The sequence below is a fragment of the Micrococcus lylae genome (assembly GCF_900163825.1).
In the GTDB taxonomy this organism is placed as follows: Bacteria; Actinomycetota; Actinomycetes; order Actinomycetales; family Micrococcaceae; genus Micrococcus; species Micrococcus lylae.
On the sequence record NZ_FUKP01000056.1, the window covers coordinates 48,371 to 71,715 of the forward strand.

Consider the following 23,345-nt stretch of genomic DNA (forward strand, 5'->3'; position numbering starts at 1 on the left):
TCCCAAAGGTGTTTGCAGACGCGAAACCTCTGGCCCGTCGCGCCGGACGGCTCAGTCCTGGACCACGGTCCAGCTGTAGGCGCCGTCGGTCCAGGTGCACATCAGGTGCTTCTCGTCCAGGCCGATCACCTCGGTGCCGTGCTCGGCGGGGATGCATCCCTGCCCTTCGCGCACCGAACTGCTCAGGTTCGGTCGCCCCGTGGAGCGCGGGGTCGCCGGCGCGTCGGGGCTCGGCTGTCCCGTGGCCGGTGGGGTGGACTCGTCGCTACCCGACGACGGCTCCTCGCCTTCCGACGACGCCGCGCCCGAGCCGTCGGTCGGCGCGGCGGAGGTCTCGACGTCTGCCGTCGGCTCCGAGCTCGCGACGTCGGAGGACGGTTCGGCGGAGGACGGCGCGTCGGTCGTCGGAGCGTCGGTCGCCGGAGCGGTCGAGGTCGGTCCCGTGGGCGCCTGGTCCCCGGGTTCGTCCCCTCCTCCGCCGCCGAGGAGCATCACGAAGGCGACGACCACGGCGAGCACCCCGGCGCCCACCAGGGTCCAGGCCAGCAGGGGCGAGCGGCCGCGTCCAGCGGCACCCGGGCCGGAGGCACCGGCCCCGACCGCCGCTGCACGGGCATGCGCGCCCTGGGGCGGGGCTGCCTGGGGCGGGGCCGCCTCGGCGGCGATCGGCCGCGGCGCGGGTGCGGCGCTTGCCTCCACACGCTCGGGGGCGGACAGGACGCTCGTCGGCCGCTCCGGGGACAGGTCCACGGTCCGCGTCTCGGTCTCCGGCTCGGCCGGTGAGGGCCCCGACGCACCGCCCTGGGCTGCCGCAGCAGTGTCGAACTCCTCGTCCAGCCCCTCGAGCTGGTCGAACACCTCGAACGGCTCGCCGGAGGCGGTGACGTATCCACCGCCGGGACCCGCGGCCGCCACCACGGCCAGCCGGGTAGGCGCCTGCGCGGCGGCGCGCACCCTGGCGTCGGGGTCGTCGGCGACCAGTCCGGTCAGCACCTGCCGCAGCCCGGCGTCCTGTACGCCGGCGAGCACCCGTGCGATCTCGCCGACGTCCCGTGGTCGGCAGCCGGGGTCGAGCATGCGCAATGCGGTCACGCCGGCGGCGAAGAGGTCCTGCGCCGGGGCCGGGGCCGCCTCCGTGTAGGCCTCCGGGGGCACGTAGCCGGGCGTGCCGTGCAGGTACCCGAGGCTGGTGAGGCGGGGGTCGTCGTCGCGCATGGCCAGGCCCATGTCCCCGAGCCGCAGATGGGGCGCGCCGGCACCGGTGGCGTCGAGCAGCACGTTTCCGGGTTTGACGTCCCGGTGAATCCAGCCGGAGCCGTGCAGCTCGGCCAGCCCGTCCAGCAGCTGCAGCAGCAGCGCGGCGGTCAGCGACTCCCCGAGTGCACCCCAGTCGGAGAGGGCGCCTTCGAGCGACCCGCCGGCCACGAGCGGCATGGCGATGGCCACCTCGTGGTCCTCGGCGGCCCAGCCGTAGGGCGAGGCGAGGTGCGCGTGGTCCACCTGCACGCCCTGCTCGCGGACGAAGCGCAGCAGGGAGGCGGAGTCGGCCTGGTCCAGCACCTTGGCGGCACAGCGGCGTCCGATGCGGCGGTCGACCGCCAACCACACCGTCCCCTGCCCTCCGCGAGCGATCGGGGCGAGCAGCTCGAAACGCCCTGCGATGACCTGACCCATACGTCCCATCATGGCGGATGCCTGCGGCTGCGCCGGTACTGTGGTCCCAGACCAACCCCCATTTCCTACCTGAGGAGCGTCATGGAGCACGACGTCACGATCGAGATCCCCGCCGGCTCGCGCGTCAAGTACGAGTTCGACCACGAGACCGGCCGCCTGCGCCTGGACCGCGTGCTGTTCACCTCGATGGAGTACCCGACCCACTACGGCTTCTTCGAGAACACCCTGGGCGAGGACGGCGATCCGCTGGACGCGATGGTGTTCCTGCCGGGCTTCGACCTGCTTCCCGGCGTGGTGGTGGAGGCCCGCCCGGTCGGCGTGTTCAACATGACCGACGACGGCGGCGGCGACGCCAAGATCCTGTGCGTCCCGGCGGACAAGCGCTTCGACCACATCCAGGAGCTCGAGGACATCGACGAGTGGCTGAAGAAGGAGCTGGAGCACTTCTTCACCCGCTACAAGGACCTGGAGCCGGGCAAGTGGGTCAAGGCCGAGGGCTGGGAGGGCCGCGCGGCCGCCGAAGCCGAGCTCGAGGCCTCCATCAAGCGCTTCGAGGCCACCGGCGAGCACTCCGAGTCGGACGAGCCGCAGGGCCGCGACGTGGACACCGAGGCCGCCGAGCCGGCCACCGAAAAGGAGTGATCCGCGCGGCAGTGATCCACCTTTCCTGAGCGCCGCCGGGACCTGTGCTCCCGCCAGTGCTTGACCGACGACGGCCGCTCGCCTTCAACCGAACCGCACCGGAGGGTGCGGGGTCCGGCGGAGGCGGGCGGCCGTCGTCGTGATGTGCGGAGCGTCAGGATGCCGAGCGGGGAAGGCGGCTCTGACCTGGCGTTTCACCTGCAGTCGAGCGGGAGTTCACCGATTCGTCGCCGCGGTGGACGAGAATCCTTCGCGCCTGGTGTTTGCATTTGCGATCACCTGGGGTATGTTTGCAACAGCAAACGCAAGGGAGTGGTCGCCGACGGGGCGGCCGCAGAACACCTGGAGGATCGACATCATGCAGCACCAGGCCAGCACCAACGCACAGACCGACCGCACACGGACCGGGCGTCGTCCGGTCCTCGCCGCCGCGACCACCGCAGGCCTGCTCGGCCTGGCCTCGCTGACCGCCGCCCCCGCACTGGCCGAGCAGCAGAACGAGCAGGCCCAGGCTCCGGGCACCTCTCAGCAGCCGGTCGTCGTGGTCATGGACTACTCCGAGTCCATGCTGGAGAAGGACGCCGATGAGAACGGCACCGCCCGCATCGACGCAGCCAAGGACGCCACCAAAGACCTGATCGAGAAGACCCCCGAGGACGCCAAGCTCGGCATGGTCGCCTTCGGCCACGCGGACCGGAAGACCTGCACGAAGATCGAGACCCTGCAGAAGGTCGCGAAGGTCGACGCCAAGAAGCTGACGAAGAAGGTCGACGCCCTGGACGCCCAGGGCGGCACCCCGATCGGCCAGTCCCTGCAGCACGCCGCGGACGAACTGAAGGACGTCGAAGGCGAGAAGTCCATCGTCCTGGTCTCCGACGGCGAGCCCACCTGTGACGAGCCCCCGGCCTGCGAGATCGCCCAGCAGCTGGCCGAGGACGGCATCGACCTGACCGTGCACACCATCGGCTTCCGCCTGCAGGGCAACACCAAGGCCCAGGAGACCCTGGAGTGCATCGCCGAGGCCACCGGCGGCACCTACTCCTCCGCCGACGACGCCGAGCAGCTCACCGAGACCCTGACCACCCAGACCACCCGCGCCCTGCAGGGCTACCAGACCGCCGGCACCCCCGTGGAAGGCGGCAGAAGCGCCGAGGACGCGCCCCGCATGAGCGCCGGGCAGTTCACGGACACCATCGCCACCCAGAAGGGCAACGAGGACGACGGTGACGACTCTGCCGGCCGCCGCTACTACCGGATCCCCTACCACGAGGGCTACACCCCGGTGGTCACAGCCACGGTGGTCAAGGACCGCGAGACCCACGAGATGCTGGGCAACAGCGATGTCTGGATCCGGCCCGTGGACCTGTCCGAACGCCCCTACGAGACCTGCAGCTCGCTGAGGGACACGGTGGTCCCGCCGCACGGCAGCGGCATGCACGCGACCGTCCACTGGTTCGAGCATGACTCCTTCAGCAAGGAGCTGAGCGAGGACACCCGGGATAACTGCCTGACCAAGGACGACGAGGTGGTCGTCGAGGTCGTCCACGCCGCCGACACCGCCTCGGACGAGGAGATCCCCCTGGAGCTGATGGTGGCCTACGCCAAGCAGGAGAAGGCCTCCGGCTCCCCGGCACCGAGCCCGAAGTTCAAGGACGTCAAGACCGCCAAGGCAGAGCAGGTCGCCGGCGGCGGCTCCTTCAACGACGCCACACCGATCGAGTCCGGACAGACCATCACCGATACGCTGGTCCCCGGCGAGGCGAAGTACTTCAAGATCGACGCCGCGACCAACCAGACCCTGGCCGCCCGAGTGGACATCACCTCGGACGCAGAGGACAACCTCATGATCTGGGCCCTCGCCTACAACCCGCTGCGTGAGCACATGTCCTTCATGTCCGACCCCGACGCTGGGGGAAGCGGAGTGAACGGCACCGGCGACCTGTCGATCATCGGCCCCGGAGAGGGCTCGTACGCCAACGGCGTGCTGGAGGAGCACATCCACCCGAACCGACGGATCTCCAGCGGCGGGGCCGAGGCCTACTCCGTCCCCGGGGGCCAGTACATCAAGGTCCAGCGGGAGTACGACCCCTCTGCCGCAGACGTCCCCCAGTCCTTCGAGCTGACCGTGGACGTGCGCGGTGAGGCCGAGGAGGAGGCCGGCGAGTTCATCACCACCAGCGCCGAGTACACCGAGGCGTTCGGTGAGGACAGTGACACCGGGCGCGAGGAAGGCGCCGACCGCGAGGACGAGACCGAGCGCGAGGAGGACACCGAGCGGGACGACGCGGACGAGTCGGACGACACCGACCGTGAGGACGACGCCGAGTCCTCGGACCTCTCGGACGAGGCGGAGGAGACCGACGAATCCGAGCCGTCCCCGTCCGAGGCGGGAGGATCCGAGGACGGCGAGGAGCCGTCGTCGGGAACCGATGAGCAGAAGGACAAGGACACCGAGGCGGACGTGCAGGCGGCCGAGTCCCAGGACTCCGGCGGCATCGGTGGGATCCTGCCGTGGGCCATCGGCGGGCTCGGCGTGATCGCCCTGGCCGGCGGAGGCATCATCCTGGCCGGCCGGCGCGGCGCCTGACAGCACCCCCGGCAACGACCGCCCGGCCCCACACCGTCCACTGTGGGGCCGGGCGGTCGTCTGCGTGGGGCAGACGGCCGGGTTCCCCGGCGGGAGTCGAGCCGGCTGGCAGGATGGAGGGCATGTACGTCCTGACCGTGAACCAGCGTGACTCCCGCGAGGTCGGAGACATGGTGGACGAGCTGATCCGCCGGCTCCGCCACGTGGACACCCTGCTGCCGTTCCAGCGCTCCGTGGGGGACGAGCTGATCGGTGTGGTCGCGGACCCGCACACTGCCGTGGACGTGGCGCTGCGGGCGGTGCGGGAGCGGCGCTGGAACGTCGGCGTGGGGGTCGGACCGCTGCTGGCCGCAGACGGCACCCCGGGTCTTCCGGACTCACAGGACCTCGAGGACGTCACCGGCCCGGGCCTGGTGGCCGCCCGCCAGGCGGTGGAGGCCGCCGCCCACGGCCAGCGCATCCCGGTGGCCGTGTCAGCCCGGAACGCGGAGGCCGCGGCCGAGGCCGAGGCCGTGCTGCGGCTGATCGGCCAGCTGGTGTGGACCCGCACGGACGCCGAGTGGCGCGTGCTGGACCTGATGGTCCCCGGTGTGCGCGGTCAGCAGAAGCTCGTGGCCGCCGAGCTGGGCATCACCACCCAGGCCGTCTCCCAGGCCGTGCAGCGCTCCTTCTGGACAGAGGAGCACGCCTGCCGGCCGGCCGCCGCCCGCCTGCTCGCGCTCGCGGACGAGGTCGCCCTGCCGGAGGCGGGCTGAGGTGCCGGGGCGGATGTGGGAGCCGGCGGCCGTCTGACCCCCGAGGGGCGCTCTCGACCGGCCCGGGTCCCGGGCGAACGTGTTCCGAGCGAACGTCTTCCGCGCGGTAACCCGACGGTCTCCCGCACGAAAGTGCGCGGGGACTCGACTGTTTCCCGAACGAAAACGTCCGGGTGGGGTTCAGAGGAGGGAGTCGAGGACGTCGGCCAGGCCGTCGTCGTCCACGTGGCCGGTCACCTCGTCCGCGGCGGCCACGACCTCCTCGGGAGCCTGCCCCATGGCCACGCCGCGGCCGGCCCAGCGGAGCATCTCCACGTCATTGCGGCCGTCGCCCACCGCCACGGTGTCCTCCTGGGACACGCCCAGCACGGTGCGCAGCGCTTCCAGCCCGGAGGCCTTGGTGACGCCGGCGGCGGCGATGTCCAGCCAGGCGGTCCAGCCCACCGAGTAGGCCACCCCGGACAGGCCGATGCCCTCCACTGCCCGGCCGAACTCCTCGGCGGAGGAGTCCGTGGAGAACACCACCAGGCGCACGGCCGTCTGATCCAGCAGCCGGTCGAAGGGGACCCCCTCGGAGCGCACACCGAAGGACATGTCCTGGAACCGCTCGGTGCCGAGGAACGAGCCGTCCGGCAGCTCGATCGCGTACTTGGACGCGGGCAGGCGCTCACGCAGCCTCCGCAGCACCGAACGCGGATCGAATGTGCGCAGGTCCGTGACCTCGTAGCCCTCCTCCAGCTCCGGATCCAGGCGCAGGGTGACGCCGCCGTTGGAGCACACCACGTAGCCACGGTCGATGCCGAGCGTTTCGGCCACCGGGAGGGTGGCGCCGCGGGAGCGGCCGGTCGCGATCACCACGTGGTGGCCAGCGGCCACCACGGCCTTCGCAGACTCCCGCACGCGGTCATGCATCCGCCCGTCATGGTCCACGAGCGTTCCGTCCACATCCAGGCACACCATCTTCGTGATCATGTCCCCCATCCAATCAGGTCCGGCGGACAGCACGCCGCTCGCGGCGGAAGCGCCGGTGGCGCACCGGTGAACTCTGCGGGACACGCCGGCTCGACGCGGGCTCAGACGAGCTCGAACCGCTCCATCCCGCCCAGGTACGGGCGCAGGGCCTCCGGGACGGGCACGGAGCCGTCCTGGTTCTGGTGGTTCTCCAGGATCGCCACGATCCAGCGGGTGGTGGCCAGGGTGCCGTTGAGGGTGGCGACCATGCGGGTGCCTCCCTTGGAACCGTCCTCCTTCACCACACGCTCGCGGGTGTTCAGGCGGCGGGCCTGGAAGGTGGTGCAGTTGGAGGTGGAGGTCAGCTCGCGGTAGGTGCCCTGGGTGGGGACCCAGGCCTCGCAGTCGAACTTGCGGGCGGCGGAGAGGCCGAGGTCGCCGGCGGCGGTGTCGATCACGCGGTAGGGGACCTCGATCTTCGCGAGCATCTGCTCCTCCCACTCGAGGAGCCGCTGATGCTCGGCCTCGGCCTCCTCCACGGTGGTGTAGACGAACATCTCCAGTTTGTTGAACTGGTGGACGCGGATGATGCCGCGGGTGTCCTTGCCCGCAGAGCCGGCCTCGCGGCGGTAGCAGGTGGACCAGCCGGCGTAGCGGATCGGGCCGTCGGAGAGGTCGAGGATCTCGTCCGCGTGGTAGCCGGCCAGGGCCACCTCGGAGGTGCCGACAAGGTACAGGTCGTCGCGCTCGAGACGGTAGATCTCGTCGTCGTGCTGGACGTCGAAGCCGGTGCCCTGCATGGTCTCCGGACGCACGAGGGTCGGCGGGATGACCATGGTGAAGCCGTGCTCGACCGCCAGGTCCAGGCCCATCTGCATCAGGGCCAGCTCCAGCCGTGCCACCACGCCCTTGAGGAAGGAGAACCGGGCGCCGGAGACCTTCGCGCCGCGCTCCATGTCGATGCCGCCGATCAGCTCGCCGATCTCCAGGTGGTCGCGGGGCTCGAAGCCCTCCGCGGCGAAGTCCCGCGGGGTGCCGACCTCCTTGAGCACGGCGAAGTCGTCCTCGCCGCCGGACGGGATGCCCTCCACGATCAGGTTCGGGAAGGAACGCTGCTCCTCGGCCAGAGCGGCCTCGGCCTCGCCGGCGGCGGCCTCGGCGGCCTTCACCTGGGCGGCCAGCTCCTTCACCTCGGCCAGCAGGGCCTGCTTCTGATCGCCCTGCGCCTGCGCGACCTTCTTGCCGAAGGACTTCTGCTCGGCACGCAGCTCCTCGTACCTCGCGATGGAGGCGCGGCGGGAGCTGTCCGCCTCGATCATGCGGTCCACGGCTGCGGCGTCCGCCCCGCGGGCTTCCTGGGAGGCGCGGTACTGGTCCGGGTTCTCGATGAGGTGCTTGACGTCGATCACCCCTCCAGACTAGCGGTGGCCGGGCAGGACACCCTGCCCACAGCACGGCTTCCTAGAATCGAGATATGAACAGTGAGACCCCCCTGGAGATGGTCCTCGCCGTCATCGCGCTCGTCGCCGTGGCGGCGGTCTGCGTGGTGCTCGTGTGGAACCACGTGCGCGTCCGGCGGCTGAGCAAGCAGGTCGAGCGGCTGCGCTCTGAGCGCCAGTTGCTGGTGGACCGGGTGGACCAGCTGAAGACCCAGGTGGACGAGCAGTCCGGGGACGCCGCCGGACGGCACGAGGTCGCCCTCGTGATCAACCCGGTGAAGAACCGCGCGGACGAGGTCCGCAAACAGGTGCTGGCCGCCGCCCGGGACATGGGCATGGGTGAGGTGCTGGTCCTGGAGACCACTGAGGAGGACCCGGGCACCCAGATGGCCGCGGATGCGAAGGCGGCCGGCGTGAGGGTGGTCATCGCCGCCGGCGGCGACGGCACGGTCCGCACCGTGGCCGAGCAGCTCGTGGGCACGGACGTCCGCCTGGGCATCGTCCCGATGGGCACCGGCAACCTGCTGGCCCGCAACCTGGACCTGCCCATCACGGACTTCGGGGCATGCATCGCCGCCGCTCTGAACGGCACTACCAAGACGATCGACACCCTGGACGTGCGCCTCGAGGGCGAGGACGGCGAGCGCCACCGCCACACCGCCGTGGTGATCGGCGGCGTGGGCCTGGACGCCGAGGTCATGGGGGACACCCGTGACGACCTGAAGGCCAGGGCCGGCTGGATCGCCTACGGCGAGGCGGGCCTGCGCCACCTGCCGGGCGACCGCCAGGACGCCACCATCACCATGGACGGAGGCTCCCCGCGCCGCTACAAGGTCCGCTCCGTGCTGGTGGCCAACTGCGGCACCTTGCAGGGAGGTCTGGAGCTGCTGCCGGACGCGAAGCCGGACGACGGCCTGCTGGACGTCATGGTCCTCTCCCCGCGGCACGTGCTGGACTGGGCGCGCATCGCCGCGAACACTCTGGTGGGCCACCGTGTGAAGATCCCCGTGATGGAGACCCTGCAGGGCACCCGCGTGCAGGTCCGCTTCGACAAGCCGATCGTCTCCCAGCTGGACGGCGACTCCACCGGAGAAGTCGTCGGCATCGACGCCCGCCTGGTGGCGGACTCCCTCACCGTGATGCTGCCGCGCTGACCCTCCCCAGGGCCGCACAGGGCACCGCTTCCCGACGACGGTCCCTCACCTCCCGTGCCCCCGTCGCCGCCGAGAAGGCGGTGCGGGGGCACGTGCCTGTCTGGGGTGCGCCACACCTTCGCCCTGCGCCCACCGACCTCGGGCGGCCCAGTGCAGTTGCCACGCTCCCCCCCCCTGATGAATACTCTCCTCATATCTTCGACACAGATTCTGGGAGGGGGGCGGAATGCGCAGAGGCCGCGACACCACGCGGACAGCACGCACCACCGCGTTGCTTCTTCTGCCGCTCGTTCTGGTGGGTCTCACCGGCTGCGCTGATGACGCGGACGACGGGTATGTGGACTTCGCCGCCTATGAGCAGGAGTTCCACGACTACGCCGAGCGCCTGCCGCTTCCCGAAGGCGACTCCTATGGTGAGCTGAAGCCGCCGGAGGAACCGACTGAGTACGGAGTCGACGCTGGCCGCGTTTTGGCACTGTCCGACTACATGTGCTTCTGGACACGTGAGTACCTCCGCGCCCATGACGACGGAGACGTCCCGCGGCGGGACCGTGCCGAGGGACGACTCGCGGACGGCCTGAAGGACCCGATGATCAAGTACTCCGTCGGCAACCCGGAGCGTGAGGCCCTGGACGAGGCCCGGCTCGGCGATCTCACGAAGTTCCGCCAGGAAGTCGCGGCGAACTGCCCCGAAGGGTCGTGAGGGACACGGCGTGATGAACGGCAAGACTGGCCCTTTCCTCACGGCGCTCGCCTGTGCATTCGCGGTGTCGGGCTGCACCCCGGCGTCGGATCCGTCCGTTGCCGGTCCCCCCGCACAAGCAGCGCCGCAGACCCTCACCGTCGAGCGCGGCGACCTCGCCTCCGTCCTGGTCGTCCCCGGAACGGTGGTGGACCGCCCGGAGTACGCCCTGGCCGCACCGAAGGCCGGAACCCTCTCCCTGGGCAACACCTCCCCGGACGAGCCGGTGACGGCCGGCGGTTCCCCGGTCGTGCGCGTCGGCGATGTCCCCCTGACCGCACCGCATGACGGCATCGTCGCGGACCTGCCGGCGGCGGAGGGGACCCGGGTCGGCCGAGGTGCCACCGCCGCCGTCATCCGCCATGGCGGACTCGCCGTCCAACTGCAGGTGCCTGCGGAGCAGGCCTACCGGGTGGCCACGGCTCCCACCTCGGCCAAGACCACCATTGACGGTGGCCCCGGTGGGCTGGAGTGCACTTTGGCCGGCACAGTGGCCGGGCCGGAAGACACGGCACAGGATCCGGCGGACTCGGCCGCACCGTACTCGGCCCTGTGCCTGCTGTCCCTGGACACCGAGGCCGTTCCCGGGCTCACCGCCCGCGTCGGGCTGCAGCTGGAGACGCGTGAGGACGTGCTGACCCTCCCGCTCTCCGCCGTCAGCGGCCGCCAGGGCAGCGGCGAGGTGGCTGTATTGAGCGCGGACGGCACCGTGGAACGCCGCCCGGTGGGGCTCGGTGTCTCAGACGGCACGTTGATCGAGATCACCGAGGGCCTCGCCGAAGGCGACGAGGTCACCGTGGCCGCACCCGGGTTCGAATGAGCGACCCCGTCCTGGAGCTGCGCGAACTCTCCGCTTCCTTTCCGGTGGGGCAAGGGCGGAAGACTCTGTTCACGGATGTCGATCTGACCGTGCGAGGCGGTGAGACGGCCGCGATCCTGGGCAGGTCTGGGTCCGGCAAGACCACCCTGCTCACGCTGCTCGGCCTCATGCAACGCCCCGAACACGGCACGATCACACTGGACGGCACGGACGTCTCCACCGTCTCGGACGCGGACGCCGCCCGCCTGCGCAATCGCCACATCGGCTTCGTCTTCCAGAACTACTCGCTCATTCCCCACCTCAGCGTCCTGGACAACGTGCTGGTGCCTGCCACGTACGCACCACGCGAGGCATCCGGCGGCCGACGCACCCAGGCCCGGCGCCGCGCAGAGGAACTGCTCGATGCCGTCGGCCTGGGCGGGAGGGGTTCGGACCTGCCCCTGCGCCTGTCCGGCGGAGAGCAGCAGCGGGTGGCGATCGCCCGTGCCCTCCTGCTGGAACCGGCCGTGGTGCTCGCCGATGAGCCCACCGGGGCCCTGGACGAAGAGACCGGCACCCGAGTGCTGGACATGCTCGTGGCCACAGCCCGGCATGAAGGGCGGTGCCTCGTCGTGGTGACGCATGACGACGCCGTCGCAGGCGTGATGGACCGTGTGTTCCGGCTCGGCGAGGGAACCCTCCGTGAGGAGGACCGCCCATGATCGGCACGCTCTGGGCGGACCTGCGGGCCCAGCGCCTCCGCTCCATCTTGACCGGCCTCAGCATGCTCGTCGGCGTGCTCGTGGTGGTCGGCATCACCGCGGCCAGTGCGGTGGTGGACGATGTCTTCGTAGCCTCCGTGGAGCAGACGGACGGCATCGCCGGCAGCCACGTGCTCACGCTTCCGCCGGCGACGGCCACACAGTCCCTGGACGCCGCGGAACTGTCTCAGCGTCGGCTCGGCGGCGCCCCCGCCCGCCCTGAGATCTCCACCACCAGTCCCCTGATGCTCAGCGCCCATGATGCCCCGGCTCCGGAGCTGCGCTCCGTGGAGACGCTCTGGACCTCAGGGCGGCTCACGGACTTCTACCGCTACCCCGTCCTGGCCGGATCACCGGACCTGGGATCCGGCCTGCCGGGCGTGGTCGTCCTGAACGCGGTGGCAGCCGAGGCCGGACTGCAGCCCGGGGACGTGGTGTGGACACCGCTGACGGACGGCGGCGCCCCCACCCGCCTGACGGTGTCCGGCATCGTGGATGACGGCGACGCCTCCCCGCGGATGTGGGCACCCCTCGCACTCTGGGAGGTCCGGCAGCCGCCCGATCCGGCGTCCACCCAGCCGCTCCTGCGCTTCGTGGTGCCACCGGAGCAGGGGCCCGATGCCGCGGTGGCCGTCACGGCGGCCGTGGCCGCGGCGGGCGTGGATCCAGGCTCGGAGCAGCCATTGCGTGTGGATCGCGTCGGGGAGCTGCGGGAGTCGCTGTCCTTCATGCAGGCGGTGTTCTCCGCCGTGGCGGTGGCCGCCCTCCTGGTCTCCGCCCTGGGCCTGTTGAACATCGGTCTGGCCTCGATCGCCGAGCGCTCACGCGAACTCGTGGTCCGCCGGGCACTCGGCGCCCGGAGAAGCCACCTCTTCATCCAGGTGATGGGGTCGTCCCTGCTGCTCGCGGTGATCGTGACCGTGGTGGCCGTGGGCCTGGTTGTCGGCCTCATGCACCTGGCCGCGCCGCTCTGGCTGCCCGAAGGCGGCGCCCACCGCGTTCCGGCGGTGCCCTGGGAGGCCTTCGGCCTCGGACTGTCGGCTGCCGCACTCACAGCGGCACTGGGTTCGGCGCTGCCGGCGTGGAAGGCCACCCGTCTTCCCGTGGCTGACGCCCTGCGCCGCTGACGCTCACTGCTGGCCGAGCCCACGCTGCCGGTAGGCGACGACGAGTTTCTTGGCCAACTCCCGACTGCCCACCAGCGGCGCCAACGACTCGGCCATGTCGTCCATACTGGAGAACTCTTGACGCTTGGCGGCAACCACAGACGGGAACTGCCCGAACATCGTGTCCGGGTATGTATCGACCGGCTGCCCCTTCATCCGAGTCTCCATGATGGCGATTTGCATCTGGACGGCCGCTTGCTTCACGCCTGAGATAAAGTGCACGGCACATTCTCTAGCGAATGGCTCCTTGTCGTTGAACTCGACACTCACCACGAGAGACTGAATGAGACCCATTGCCTCGGACAGCTTCTCTTCGAGCCTCTCGACACGCGCCTCCAGACGCGCAACGTCCTCAGTTGTCACAGCAGAACCCATAGCACCCCCTCGACGGCATTGGCGATGACGTTCGCGGTCCCGTCATCCATGATGGCGCTCAAGCGTTTGTATACCTCTGACCGGACCTGATGCGTGGCGACATCGGGGATGTTCGCCACATCGTCGATGGCATCGGCGATCCGGACACTGTCCCGTCGGATCACGTCGGCGGCCCTCTTATCCAGAAACCCGTCCGCCATGGTGACGAACTTCTGCCCGCCACCTCGCATCGCACCGGCGACACCCCGCAGAGCGACCTTGACCACTTCACTCTTCAGCCCTTGGGTCTCGGCCTGCCCGCCTGTGGCCAGCTGAGCGGTCACATCACCGGCGTTCACCCGCAGGTCACGAGTGGTAGCACGTTCGTGACGCGCCTCCCAGAGCATCGTCTCTGCCGGTGCTCCTTGGCTACTTAGACGATCTGCCGCGACGGCCGTCGATGGCGAAACGACCGAGAGGAGCAACATCACAGATATCGCCATCGCAATGAAGCTTTGCTTGATGCGCACGCTTTTCCCTACCCGTGGAGTGATCTTTGCTTCACCACAGGCTAGGGACTCCACTCCACCAACGAAAGTCCACTCTTCCCCGCCTCCATCGGCCGAGGCCAGAAACGTCTGCACCCCCGTGTGACACGGCCGCCCAGACCTCCGCCCTGCGCCGCTGACGCTCAGCGCTGCAGCAGCCCTGCCACCCACTCCCGACCGGAGCGGTAGGCCGCATCGCTCATGTGGGTCGGCACCTTCACCATGCGTTCGACCGCGCGCGGGTAGGAGCCCAGGAACCGGACACCCGGGAAGATCCGGTGCAGCGCGGCCAGGGCCGCCTGCACCCGCTCCTCGGCCAGGTGCCCCTCCAGGTCGATCGAGAAGAAGTACTGGCCCAGCCCCGAGCCGGTCGGCCGGGACTCGATGCGGGAGAGGTTGATCCCGCGGGTGGAGAACTGTTCCAGGATCTCCAACAGTGCACCCGGGTGGTCGTCCGGCAGCGGCACGGTCAGCGTGGTCTTGTCCGAGCCGGTCGGCTCCGGCAGCGGGCCCGGGCGGCCCACCAGCACGAACCGGGTCACCGCACCGGCGGTGTCCTCGATGCGTTCGGCCAGCACGGGCAGCCCGGTCTGCTCCGCCACCAGCGGGGCACAGACCGCCGCGTCGAAGGCGGGGGCGGCCGTGCCGTCGTCGTGGGGCTGCGGCAGCAACAGGCGGGCTCCGGCCGCCGTGGAGGAGGCCGGCGTGAACTCGGCGGAGGGCAGGTGTGCGTCCGCCCAGCCGCGGACCTGCGCCCAGGCGTGGGTGTGGGTGGTGATGCGGCAGACCTCGTCCAGGCCGATGCCCTCCCGGCCGACCAGCACGAAGCTGATGGGCACGAGGACCTCGGCGAGGATCTGCAGGTCGTCTCCGGAGGCCACGTCGTCCAGGGTGGCGGAGACGCCGCCCTCCACGGAGTTCTCGATCGGCACCATCGCGTAGTCGGCGTCGCCGGCGCGCACGGCGGCCAGCGCGGAGATCACGGAGGAGGACGGGGTCACGTCCGACTCGGCGACCTCGGGGATCTGCCGCAGCGCCGCCTCGGTGAAGGTGCCCTCGGGTCCGAGGAAGGTGAAGCGGGCGCGCGCCCGACCCGCCTCAGAGGAGACGGGCGGCAGAGGCGCGATCACTTGACGGTCGGCTCGGCGTCGCCGTCGGCCTCCATCGGCTTGCCGGCCTCCAGCCAGGCGTCGGAACCGCCGGCCACGTTGAGGGCCGAGTAGCCGCGGCCCACCAGGAACTCGGCGGCGCGGGCAGAGCGGCCGCCGGTGCGGCAGATGACGTAGTAGTCCGTGTCCGGGTCCAGGTCGTCGATGCGCTCGGGCAGCTGGCCGAGCGGGATGTGCTGGGCGCCGGCGGCGCGGCCGAGGGCGAACTCGTCGTCCTCACGGACGTCCAGGATCGCGGCGTCGGCGGGGATCTGGTCAACGGTGACGGTCTCGAACATGCTCATGGGGCCAGGGTAGCCGGGCCCGCCGCCGCGGTGGCCACAGGCGGCGGGCGTCTCGGAGACCGGCCGTCAGGCGGCCGAGCAGCGGCCCGTCCCCTCCCCCACAGAGGTCCTCAGCGGCTTCCTCCGCCGGGCTGCTCGCCGCGGACTGACAGCGGAACCTTCTACGCTGGGTCCCATGGCAACCACACCCGATCGCCTCGCCCGCCTGATGGACCGCTCCGCCGTGCAGCTGCGCGACGACCTCGCCTCCGGAGCCCTCACCGCCGCCGAGACCGTCGAGGTCGCCCTGACCGCCGCGGAGCGCAACGCGGACCTCGGCGCCTTCGCCCTCCTGGACGCCGAGAGCGCCCGGGAGCAGGCCGCCGCCGCGGACGCGGCCCTCCGCAGCGACGAGGACGACCGCCGGCAGCTGATCGGCATGCCGCTGGCCTACAAGGACCTGCTGGACGTGGCCGGACTGCCCACCCGCCACGGCTCCGCACTCACCGCCGCCGCCCCGGTGCCCACCCAGGACGACCCGCTGGTGGCCCGGCTGCGCGCGGCCGGCTCCGTGACCCTGGGCAAGACCACCGTCCCCGAGTTCGGCCTGGACTCCCACTCGGAGAACCCGCTCGGCGGGGCGGCCCGCAATCCCTTCGACCTCACGCGCTCCGCAGGCGGCTCGTCCGGCGGCGCCGCCGCGGCGGTGGCCGCCGGGATCCTGCCGTTCGCCCCGGGCAGCGACGGCGGCGGCTCCATCCGGATCCCGGCCGCCGCCTGCGGCCTCGTCGGGCTCAAGCCCGGCCGCGGCACCGTCCCCTCGGACCGGGCCGAGGACACGGTCACCAACCTGACCTGCGCCGGCCCGCTGGCGCACACCGCCGAGGACGCCGCCCTGCTCTTCGACGTGATGACCTCGGCCGAGGGCCTGGCCGGCCGCACCCTGCCGGACGTGCAGGCGGACGCCGCGTCCCTTGCCGCCGGCGAGCGCCCGCGGCCCCTGCGCCTCGGGCTGACGACGGCCTCCCCGTTCGGGCCCTCCCTGGAGATCCGCCTGGCCAATTCCGCTCTGACCGCCATGACCCGCGCCGCAACCGCCCTGGCCGGGCTCGGCCACAGCGTGGAGGAGTTCACCCCGGAGTACGGCGAGGACTACCACCAGGACTTCCGTGCCGTGTGGACCTCCAACCTGCTCAAGGCCGAGCTCCCTCAGGGCGCCGCGGCCCACCTCGGCCCGCTGGCCGCCGACTTCCTGGCCACCGCGAGCGCACGGCCGCAGGAGGAGACCGAGGCCGCGGTGGACCGGCTGACGGCCTGGGCGCGGCACGTGCGCGGCCAGTTCGCCGCGTACGACGTGGTCCTCACCCCTGTGCTCGCCTTCGCACCCCCGGAGATCGGCCACTTCACCGCCCTGGAGCCGGAGGAGAACTACGCGGAGCAGTGCAGGTTCACCCCGTACACGTCCATGGTCAACGTGCTCGGACTGCCGGCGGCCTCCGTGCCCGTGCTGCGGAGCGAGGAGGGCCTGAGCTGGTCCGTGCAGGTGATCGGCCGCCCCGGGGCCGAGACCCAGCTGCTCGCCCTTGCCGCCCAGCTGGAGGCCGCACGCGCCTGACGCCCGACGGCCCGGGCGCGGCGGACGGCCGCGGCGCGGGGCCGTCGTCGGGAAGGAAGGACGGGGCTCAGTCCACTGGCAGGCCGGCGAGGTAGCCGGCGAACCCGCCGGGCGAGCGCCCGTCCAGGCGCGCGGACGTCGCCACCCGTACCCGGTCCGTCGCCACCACCGGCACGCCGTGCGCCCGCGCGGCCTCGACCAGGCCGACGTCCTCGTGCTCAGCGCAGTGCGATACACCGCCGAGCGCCTCGTACTGCGCCCAGGTCAGGCCCATGTTGGCCCCGTGCACGTGGCCGTGTCCCTCGCGGTGCTCGTACTCGGCGGCCCAGGCCTGCCGCAGCGCGGGGTCGGCGCCGGCGAGGTCCACGGTGCCCAGCACGAGGGCCCAGCGCGGATCCTCCACGTCCACGCCGGTGCCGAGCACGGCCAGCCCCGTGAGCCAGCCGGGGGGCACGCGGGTGTCCGCGTCCGTGGATGCGACCCACAGCCGCTCGCCCGGCACGTCCGGGAACAGGCTGCGGCCGTGCCGGGCACCCACATCACGGGCACGGCCCACGCTCGGCCGCCCCGGGGTGTCCGCGCCCAGCTCGAGAACATGGAACCGGGGGTCCTCCTGCGCCTTCGCGCGGGCGATCTCCACCGTCCGATCCGTACACCGGTCCGCCACCACGACGACGGCCGCGGACCCCTGCGCGTGCTGCTCCTCCCAGCGGTCCACCGTGGCGGTGAGGGCCTCCAGGCAGTCCGGCAGGTCCGCCTCCTCGTCCTTCGCGGGGACCACCACGACGGCATGGTCAGCCGTGTGGGCGCGGGCCAGCAGGGCCAGGCGGACGTCCGCCTCGAGGTGCTCGGCGACCATCCGCCAGCGGGGGTCCGCAGCGAGACGGGCGTGGACGTCGTCACCGTCCAGGGGCCAGCCCTGCACGGGCTGACGCCAGTGGCAGGCCAGCACCTCGCCATCCAGTGCCATGTCCCGGTCGATGCAGTCGACGAGCTCGTCGAGCTCCTCCGGCTGCAGGAAGTAGCCGATCTCGGAGACCACGGCGAGGTCGAGCGGTGCGGGCTCCTGCGGCCACTGCTCCGGCAGCACCGCCCGCCGGACCTCCGCGTGCGGCAGTCCGTCGAGCCGGGCCTGCGCCCGCTCGACGGCCAGTGGGGAGGCTTCCAGCCCCACGACCTCGTCCGCCCGGTCGGCGAGCTCGGCGGTGAGCACACCGATCGAGGCGCCGGCTTCCATGACCCGCCCATACCGGGGGCGCGTCAGCAGGGCAAGGGTGAGCGCCCGCTTGCGCCGCTCATAGGGGCTGGAGAGGTAGCGCCACGGGTCCTCGGCGCCGGCGTAGAGGAGGTCGAACACGGCCTCGGCGCGGTAGGCGTCGTGCTCGCCCGGGCCGGAATAGCGGGCGCAGTCGAATGCGCGGTCGAAGTGCGTGAGCATCTGCGGGGACAGGATCGCCTCGTCGCCGGGGGCGTCCGAGAGCGGTGCCACCTGGGAGGCGTGCGCGGCCAGGGCGTCCCGGCGGGCCCGCCGGTCCTGGTCGCTCAGGGGCAGGCGGCGGTAGCGGCGGGAGGGCAGGGCCTCCGGCGCTCCCCAGTGCCAGAACCACAGCGGGAACTCGCACAGCGGCAGATGCTCCTGCGCGGCGAGCGCCCCGACGGCCCGGCCGACGGCGTCGTGGTCCGCGTGGCCGTCCGTGCGGTCATGGGCCACGAGCAGGACCGGGCCGGGCCGATGCGCCGCGACCAGGTCCGCCACGGCGCCTCGGAGCTCTGCCTCATGGGCTGCCACCTGCGAGTCCGGCAGGTCCAGGCGACGGACGCGGAGCCGGTCCCGGGCGTCCCCGCCCAAGGCGTCGGCGGCGTGCTCGAGCTCCGGACCGCGCAGGGCGCGCAGCCGCTCCTGGGTGTGCGTGGGCGAGTCCGGATGGGAGGCCTCGCCGGCGGTGGCCACCACCAGCTCCACCCGTGCACCGGCGCGCAGGGAAGTGCGGATCAATCCCGTGGCGCCGAGGGTCTCGTCGTCCGGATGGGCGACCGCCACCACCACGAGCCAGGTGCGGTCGAGCGGGGGCAGACGCAGCAGTGGCAGGTCGGCGATCCCGGCCTCCTCCCACGCGGACTCGGCGGTGCCGTCGTCCAGATGCGAGAAGCTCACCACCACGCCTCGGCTCCGGTGTGCTCGTCCTCGAGCAGGGCGGCGCCGAGGCGGGCGTCGTCCCGGTCTCCGTGGTGCTGGCGCAGGTAGACCTGAAGGTCCGCCACCATCTGGGCGTGCCCGGCGTCCTGGGTCAGCGGCCCCGGACCGGTGGCCTCGCCCACCGTCTGCAGGACCTCGGTGCAGACCTGCGCCACGGTCCCGCGGACGCGGTCCGCCTCCACCATGCCGCAGGCGTGGTCCAGCTCCCCGGCATCCACGGCGTCCGCGGCGGCGCCCAGCACGACGGCGGCTGCGCGCAGCAGCCGGTCCACCCGGCCGTACGCGGCCTGCCCGATCTGGTCCGGTCCCGTGCCGCGGCCCTCGTCCGCTCGCGCCTGCCGGCGGTGCAGCTGGGCACGCAGGGTGCGTGCCGCATGCACGGCGCCGCCGAACCAGCAGGCCGCCACCCCGATGCCGCCCCAGGCGAAGCCGGGGCGCTGCAGATACCACTCGGGACCCCCGACCTCCACGGCCGGGACGGCATCGAAGGCCACTGGACCGGTGGTCACGGCCCGCAGGCCCAGGGCCGGCCAGGCCGGCTCCCCCACGTCCACACCGGGGTGGCGCAGGTCCACCAGGAACGCCTGCGGACGTCCGTCGTCCTCCCGCCGGGCGGTCACCACGGCGGAGGTGCAGTCCGCCGCCAGCGAGCACCACGGCTTCGTGCCGTCCAGGCGCCAGGTGTCCGAGCCGTCGTCGTGCTTGGTGAGCCGGGTGGCGGTGAGGGTCACGCCGCCGGACTCGGACGCATACACGCCCAGCAGGCCCGACGGGGCCGGCACGTCGGCCTGCGCCAGGATCGAGAGGGCGTCCAGGTGCGGCTCCAACACCCGGGCGGCCGCCAGGCTGCGGGCACCGAGGGTCGCGAGGATCTCCCACTGGGCTCGGGTGCGCCCGGCTCCGGTCAGCGGCAGCTCCGCCGGGTCCGCGTCCTCGAGGATGGCGGCCAACGCGGTCACAGGCTCGTCCGCACCGGCGGCCTCGGCGAGCGCCTCCAGCAGCCGCTCCTCAGCGGCCTCGCGGGCGTCGACGGACGGGGCGGGAGCGGACGGATCACGCTGTGAGCGGACGGATGCGAAACGGACCCGGTGCACGGGCATGGCGAGCCTCCTGGAGACGACGTCGGGGGCCGCAGGTGCACGGCCCGAGACTGCGACTGTAGGGCCCTGGGCTGACCAGGGGGAACGGCCCGGGTGCGGCGGACGGCCGCGGCGAGGGGCCGACGTCGGGAAGGAGGGACGGGGGCCGGGAGCAACCCGGGCGTCACCGTCCGGCCACCGGACACAGACCCGACGTTTTCTTGACTGACTCAAGAAAAGGCGGTTGGGTGGAGACCATGAGCACAGCACTGAAGGAGGCCTCGGACGACGCAGCCCTGCTGCGCGCGGCCGGCCTGCGCGTCACGCGCCCCCGCCTCGGTGTGCTCGCCGCCCTGCGCGAGCACCCGCACGCGGATGCCGCCGACGTGCTCACCGCCGTCCGCGAGGGCCAGCCCACCGTCTCCCACCAGGCCGTGTACGACTCCCTGCACACCCTGACCGAGGCGCGGCTCGTGCGGTCCCTGCAGCCGGCGGGCTCCACCGCACGCTATGAGCTCGACGCTCATGACAACCACCACCACCTGGTGTGCCGCGGCTGCGGCGCCCTCGTGGACGTCCCCTGCCACACCGGATCCGCGCCGTGCCTGAGCGCGCCCGAGGACCACGGCTTCGCGATCGACGAGGCCGAGGTCTACTACTGGGGCCGCTGCCCCGCCTGTGCGGCCGAGGACACCACCCTCCCCCACTCCACCCTCTGACGAAAGGACGATCATGGCCTCCCAGCATGACGAGACCACCACCCTCGGCCAGGTGAGCGAGGACGCGACCCAGGGCGGCTGCCCGGTCGCCCACGGCGCCTCCCTGCCGCATCCCGCCTCCGGCGACGCGAACCAGCAGTGGTGGAAGAACCGTCTGAACCTGAAGATCCTCGCCAAGGAGCAGCCGGTCATCAACCCGCATGACCCGGACTTCGACTACCCGGCCGCCTTCGAGACCCTCGACCTGGCCGAGGTGAAGAAGGACATCGCCGAGGTGCTCACCACCTCCAAGGACTGGTGGCCTGCCGACTTCGGCAACTACGGCCCGTTCATGATCCGCATGGCCTGGCACGCCGCCGGCACCTACCGCTCCCAGGACGGCCGCGGCGGCGGCGGCACCGGCCAGCAGCGGTTCGCCCCCCTGAACTCCTGGCCGGACAACGTCTCCCTGGACAAGGCCCGCCGCCTGCTGTGGCCGGTCAAGAAGAAGTACGGCCAGAACCTCTCCTGGGCGGACCTGATGATCCTCACCGGCAACGTCGCCCACGAGATCATGGGCATGCCGACCTACGGCTTCTCCGGCGGCCGCATCGACGCCTACGAGCCCGAGGACGACGTGTACTGGGGCCCGGAGACCGAGTGGACCAACGGCGGCGCCGAGCGCTACAGGGGCGACCGCGAGCTGGACAACCCCCTCGCCGCCGTGGAGATGGGCCTGATCTACGTGAACCCGGAGGGCCCGGAGGGCGAGCCGGACCCGGTCAAGTCCGCCCGCGACATCCGCGAGACCTTCAAGCGCATGGGCATGAACGACGAGGAGACCGTCGCCCTCATCGGCGGCGGCCACACCTTCGGCAAGACCCACGGCGCCGGCACCGTCCCGGAGCACGTCGGCCCGGAGCCCGAGGGCGCCCCGATGGAGCAGATGGGCCTGGGCTGGAAGTCCTCCTACAAGTCCGGCAAGGGCATCGACACCATCGGCTCCGGCCTCGAGGTCACCTGGACCTACCACCCGACCCGCTGGGACAACGAGTTCTTCCACATCCTCTACGCCTACGAGTGGGAGCTGTTCCAGTCCCCGGCCGGTGCCAACCAGTGGCGCCCGGTCAACGGCGGCGGCTCGGACATGGTGCCCGAGGCGGACGGCAGCGGCCGCCGCGAGCCGCGCATGCTGACCTCGGACCTCGCCCTGCGCTTCGACCCCGAGTACGACAAGATCGCCCGTCGCTTCAAGGACGACTTCGAGGCCTTCCACGACGCCTACTCCCGCGCCTGGTTCAAGCTGACCCACCGTGACATGGGCCCGATCTCCCGCCACTACGGCCCCGAGGTGCCCACCGAGGAGCTCGTCTGGATGGATCCGATCCCGGCCCCGGCCTCCGTGCCCGGCGACGCCGAGGTCAAGGCGGTCAAGGACGCCGTGGCCGCTGCCGGCCTCTCCGTCCCGGCCGTGGTGAAGACCGTCTGGGCCGCCGCCTCCACCTACCGCGGCTCCGACTTCCGCGGCGGCGCCAACGGCGGCCGCATCCGCCTCGAGCCGCAGCGCTCCTGGGAGGTCAACGAGCCGGCCGTCACCGGCCCGGTCATCGAGGCCCTGGAGAAGATCGCCGCCGAGCAGGGCGTGTCCTTCGCGGACACCCTGGTCCTGGCCGGCAACTGGGCGATCGAGAAGGCCGCCGCCGACGGCGGCGTGCCCGTCCAGGTGCCCTTCACCCCGGGCCGCGGCGACTCCTCGCAGGAGCAGACCGACGTGGAGTCCTTCGGCTACCTCGAGCCGAAGGTGGACGGCTTCCGCAACTACGACCCGCGCTCCAACAAGGAGTTCCCGGCCGAGTTCGCCCTCGTGGACCGCGCCAACCTGCTCGGACTCTCCGCCCCGGAGATGACCGTGCTGGTGGCCGGCCTGCGCGTGCTCGGCGCCAACTACGGGGACTCGAAGGACGGCGTGTGGACCGAGAACGTGGGCGTGCTGTCCAACGACTTCCTGCAGGCCGTCACGGACATCGACACCCAGTGGGAGAAGGTGTCCGAGGGCCACTACAAGGGCGTCACCGCCGACGGCAAGGAGCTCTTCGGCACCCGCAACGACCTGGTGTTCGGCTCGAACTCCGAGCTGCGCACCGTGTCCGAGGTGTACGCCGCAGACGACGCCAAGGAGAAGTTCGTCAAGGACTTCGTCAAGGCGTGGACCAAGATCATGGACGCCGACCGCTACGACGTGCAGCGGAAGAACCGGAAGTGATCGGCTGATCCGCTGACCCCTCCCTGAAGGGGTTCGGGGGCGGGGTTCGACCGGAGTTCGCTGCGCGTTCCGGTCGGACCCCGCCCCCGTTCTTTCCGCCGGGTCTGGCGGGGGCAGTGCCCGGCCCGTTCGTTCCGCCGGGTCCGGCGGGGACGGTGCCGGCCCCGCTCGTTCCGCCTGGTCTGGCGGGGACGCCGACCCGCTCTCTCCGCCAGGTCCGGCAGATTCCCGACGACGACACCCGCCCCGGTGCGCCGCGCACCGGGGGTGCGTGGCCGTCGTCGTGGGTGACGCTCCGGCTACCGGAGGTGGCCGGGGATTCCCCGGCGCCATGGCGTCCACCGTCCTGTGGCGTCCCCGATGCCGGAGGTGACCGACCTTCTGTATCCGCAGCGTCGGAATTCCGGCCCCGACGGCGCCGGTTCCGACCCGTGGCACACAGACGATCCTCTCTCTAATACACATCTGACGCTGCCGACGAAGAGGATA

20 protein-coding genes are annotated in these 23,345 nt (G+C 71.7%); 11 read left to right on the forward strand and 9 right to left on the reverse strand.

Annotated features, from left to right (window positions below; all coding sequences use genetic code 11):
• Positions 1 to 51: 51 nt before the first annotated feature.
• Positions 52 to 1,686 (reverse strand): serine/threonine-protein kinase, encoded by a 1,635-nt coding sequence (locus tag FM125_RS08115; protein ID WP_082740149.1) that lies wholly within the window; start codon positions 1,684 to 1,686, stop codon positions 52 to 54.
• A gap of 69 nt (positions 1,687 to 1,755) precedes the next feature.
• Between FM125_RS08115 and FM125_RS08120 the strand changes: the two genes are divergently transcribed.
• The 3 genes from FM125_RS08120 (at position 1,756) to FM125_RS08130 (ending at position 5,658) form a co-directional block, all read left to right on the forward strand.
• On the forward strand, positions 1,756 to 2,316 hold the full coding sequence (locus FM125_RS08120) for an inorganic diphosphatase (protein WP_067192283.1): 561 nt from the start codon (positions 1,756 to 1,758) through the stop codon (positions 2,314 to 2,316).
• 358 nt (positions 2,317 to 2,674) lie between these two features.
• A complete protein-coding gene (locus FM125_RS08125; RefSeq protein WP_180525444.1) occupies positions 2,675 to 4,903 on the forward strand; it encodes a vWA domain-containing protein in 2,229 nt (742 codons plus the stop codon).
• A gap of 122 nt (positions 4,904 to 5,025) precedes the next feature.
• A complete protein-coding gene (locus FM125_RS08130; protein ID WP_067191712.1) occupies positions 5,026 to 5,658 on the forward strand; it encodes a hypothetical protein in 633 nt (210 codons plus the stop codon).
• Between the two features lie 180 nt (positions 5,659 to 5,838).
• Here the strand turns inward: FM125_RS08130 and FM125_RS08135 are convergent, their stop codons facing one another.
• Both FM125_RS08135 and serS read right to left on the reverse strand, forming a co-directional pair.
• Entirely contained in the window at positions 5,839 to 6,630 is a 792-nt protein-coding gene (locus tag FM125_RS08135) for a Cof-type HAD-IIB family hydrolase (protein ID WP_067191710.1), read from the reverse strand.
• A 101-nt stretch (positions 6,631 to 6,731) separates the two neighbouring features.
• On the reverse strand, positions 6,732 to 8,018 hold the full coding sequence (gene serS, locus FM125_RS08140; RefSeq protein WP_087134253.1) for a serine--tRNA ligase: 1,287 nt from the start codon (positions 8,016 to 8,018) through the stop codon (positions 6,732 to 6,734).
• A 65-nt stretch (positions 8,019 to 8,083) separates the two neighbouring features.
• Here serS and FM125_RS08145 point away from each other — a divergent pair, with 65 nt between their 5' ends.
• The 5 genes from FM125_RS08145 to FM125_RS08165 all read left to right on the forward strand — a co-directional run bounded on the left by FM125_RS08145 (position 8,084) and on the right by FM125_RS08165 (position 12,631).
• On the forward strand, positions 8,084 to 9,202 hold the full coding sequence (locus tag FM125_RS08145) for a diacylglycerol/lipid kinase family protein (protein WP_087134254.1): 1,119 nt from the start codon (positions 8,084 to 8,086) through the stop codon (positions 9,200 to 9,202).
• Positions 9,203 to 9,428: 226 nt separating this feature from the next.
• The gene (locus FM125_RS08150) at positions 9,429 to 9,905 is read left to right on the forward strand and encodes a hypothetical protein (RefSeq protein ID WP_143745301.1); all 477 of its coding nucleotides are present in this window, start codon (positions 9,429 to 9,431) and stop codon (positions 9,903 to 9,905) included.
• Between the two features lie 13 nt (positions 9,906 to 9,918).
• A complete protein-coding gene (locus FM125_RS08155; protein WP_087134256.1) occupies positions 9,919 to 10,764 on the forward strand; it encodes an efflux RND transporter periplasmic adaptor subunit in 846 nt (281 codons plus the stop codon).
• On the forward strand, positions 10,761 to 11,465 hold the full coding sequence (locus FM125_RS08160) for an ABC transporter ATP-binding protein (protein WP_087134257.1): 705 nt from the start codon (positions 10,761 to 10,763) through the stop codon (positions 11,463 to 11,465). Before FM125_RS08155 ends, FM125_RS08160 begins: the two co-directional genes overlap by 4 nt.
• On the forward strand, positions 11,462 to 12,631 hold the full coding sequence (locus FM125_RS08165) for an ABC transporter permease (RefSeq protein ID WP_087134258.1): 1,170 nt from the start codon (positions 11,462 to 11,464) through the stop codon (positions 12,629 to 12,631). The genes FM125_RS08160 and FM125_RS08165 overlap by 4 nt, the downstream gene beginning before the upstream one ends.
• 3 nt (positions 12,632 to 12,634) lie before the next feature.
• Here the strand turns inward: FM125_RS08165 and FM125_RS08170 are convergent, their stop codons facing one another.
• The 4 genes from FM125_RS08170 to FM125_RS08185 all read right to left on the reverse strand — a co-directional run bounded on the left by FM125_RS08170 (position 12,635) and on the right by FM125_RS08185 (position 15,025).
• Positions 12,635 to 13,045 carry a hypothetical protein gene (locus tag FM125_RS08170; RefSeq protein ID WP_135103269.1) on the reverse strand — a complete coding sequence of 137 codons (411 nt, stop codon included), beginning with the start codon at positions 13,043 to 13,045 and terminating at the stop codon, positions 12,635 to 12,637.
• Entirely contained in the window at positions 13,030 to 13,554 is a 525-nt protein-coding gene (locus tag FM125_RS08175; RefSeq protein WP_143745303.1) for a hypothetical protein, read from the reverse strand. Before FM125_RS08175 ends, FM125_RS08170 begins: the two co-directional genes overlap by 16 nt.
• A 161-nt stretch (positions 13,555 to 13,715) precedes the next feature.
• Positions 13,716 to 14,702, reverse strand: a complete 987-nt coding sequence (gene pheA / locus FM125_RS08180; protein ID WP_245232094.1) for a prephenate dehydratase — start codon at positions 14,700 to 14,702, stop codon at positions 13,716 to 13,718.
• On the reverse strand, positions 14,699 to 15,025 hold the full coding sequence (locus tag FM125_RS08185) for a rhodanese-like domain-containing protein (RefSeq protein ID WP_067191697.1): 327 nt from the start codon (positions 15,023 to 15,025) through the stop codon (positions 14,699 to 14,701). Before FM125_RS08185 ends, pheA begins: the two co-directional genes overlap by 4 nt.
• Positions 15,026 to 15,200: 175 nt before the next feature.
• Here FM125_RS08185 and FM125_RS08190 point away from each other — a divergent pair, with 175 nt between their 5' ends.
• Positions 15,201 to 16,619, forward strand: coding sequence for an amidase (locus FM125_RS08190; RefSeq protein WP_087134260.1), 1,419 nt, complete (start codon positions 15,201 to 15,203; stop codon positions 16,617 to 16,619).
• 67 nt (positions 16,620 to 16,686) lie between these two features.
• Here FM125_RS08190 and FM125_RS08195 read toward each other — a convergent pair whose 3' ends face one another.
• Positions 16,687 to 18,774, reverse strand: a complete 2,088-nt coding sequence (locus tag FM125_RS08195) for a PIG-L family deacetylase (RefSeq protein ID WP_087134266.1) — start codon at positions 18,772 to 18,774, stop codon at positions 16,687 to 16,689.
• Positions 18,771 to 19,916: an acyl-CoA dehydrogenase family protein gene (locus FM125_RS08200; protein WP_087134261.1), complete on the reverse strand. Its 1,146-nt coding sequence runs from the start codon at positions 19,914 to 19,916 to the stop codon at positions 18,771 to 18,773. The genes FM125_RS08195 and FM125_RS08200 overlap by 4 nt, the downstream gene beginning before the upstream one ends.
• A gap of 236 nt (positions 19,917 to 20,152) precedes the next feature.
• Between FM125_RS08200 and FM125_RS08205 the strand changes: the two genes are divergently transcribed.
• Both FM125_RS08205 and katG read left to right on the forward strand, forming a co-directional pair.
• Complete coding sequence (locus tag FM125_RS08205) at positions 20,153 to 20,614, forward strand: Fur family transcriptional regulator (protein WP_067191714.1); 462 nt, start codon at positions 20,153 to 20,155, stop codon at positions 20,612 to 20,614.
• A gap of 13 nt (positions 20,615 to 20,627) precedes the next feature.
• Positions 20,628 to 22,856: a catalase/peroxidase HPI gene (katG, locus tag FM125_RS08210; RefSeq protein WP_070637360.1), complete on the forward strand. Its 2,229-nt coding sequence runs from the start codon at positions 20,628 to 20,630 to the stop codon at positions 22,854 to 22,856.
• Positions 22,857 to 23,345: the final 489 nt, after the last annotated feature.

Excerpts from the sequence above, each read along its gene's own strand:
- FM125_RS08120 (WP_067192283.1), top strand. The coding sequence starts at position 1,756 with ATGGAGCACGACGTCACGATCGAGATCCCCGCCGGCTCGCGCGTCAAG.
- FM125_RS08170 (WP_135103269.1), bottom strand. The coding sequence starts at position 13,045 with ATGGGTTCTGCTGTGACAACTGAGGACGTTGCGCGTCTGGAGGCGCGT.
- FM125_RS08160 (WP_087134257.1), top strand. The coding sequence starts at position 10,761 with ATGAGCGACCCCGTCCTGGAGCTGCGCGAACTCTCCGCTTCCTTTCCG.
- FM125_RS08145 (WP_087134254.1), top strand. The coding sequence starts at position 8,084 with ATGAACAGTGAGACCCCCCTGGAGATGGTCCTCGCCGTCATCGCGCTC.
- FM125_RS08125 (WP_180525444.1), top strand. The coding sequence starts at position 2,675 with ATGCAGCACCAGGCCAGCACCAACGCACAGACCGACCGCACACGGACC.
- FM125_RS08155 (WP_087134256.1), top strand. The coding sequence starts at position 9,919 with ATGAACGGCAAGACTGGCCCTTTCCTCACGGCGCTCGCCTGTGCATTC.
- FM125_RS08205 (WP_067191714.1), top strand. The coding sequence starts at position 20,153 with ATGAGCACAGCACTGAAGGAGGCCTCGGACGACGCAGCCCTGCTGCGC.
- FM125_RS08115 (WP_082740149.1), bottom strand. The coding sequence starts at position 1,686 with ATGATGGGACGTATGGGTCAGGTCATCGCAGGGCGTTTCGAGCTGCTC.
- katG (WP_070637360.1), top strand. The coding sequence starts at position 20,628 with ATGGCCTCCCAGCATGACGAGACCACCACCCTCGGCCAGGTGAGCGAG.
- FM125_RS08185 (WP_067191697.1), bottom strand. The coding sequence starts at position 15,025 with ATGAGCATGTTCGAGACCGTCACCGTTGACCAGATCCCCGCCGACGCC.
- FM125_RS08135 (WP_067191710.1), bottom strand. The coding sequence starts at position 6,630 with ATGATCACGAAGATGGTGTGCCTGGATGTGGACGGAACGCTCGTGGAC.
- FM125_RS08200 (WP_087134261.1), bottom strand. The coding sequence starts at position 19,916 with ATGCCCGTGCACCGGGTCCGTTTCGCATCCGTCCGCTCACAGCGTGAT.
- FM125_RS08150 (WP_143745301.1), top strand. The coding sequence starts at position 9,429 with ATGCGCAGAGGCCGCGACACCACGCGGACAGCACGCACCACCGCGTTG.
- FM125_RS08130 (WP_067191712.1), top strand. The coding sequence starts at position 5,026 with ATGTACGTCCTGACCGTGAACCAGCGTGACTCCCGCGAGGTCGGAGAC.
- FM125_RS08165 (WP_087134258.1), top strand. The coding sequence starts at position 11,462 with ATGATCGGCACGCTCTGGGCGGACCTGCGGGCCCAGCGCCTCCGCTCC.
- FM125_RS08190 (WP_087134260.1), top strand. The coding sequence starts at position 15,201 with ATGGCAACCACACCCGATCGCCTCGCCCGCCTGATGGACCGCTCCGCC.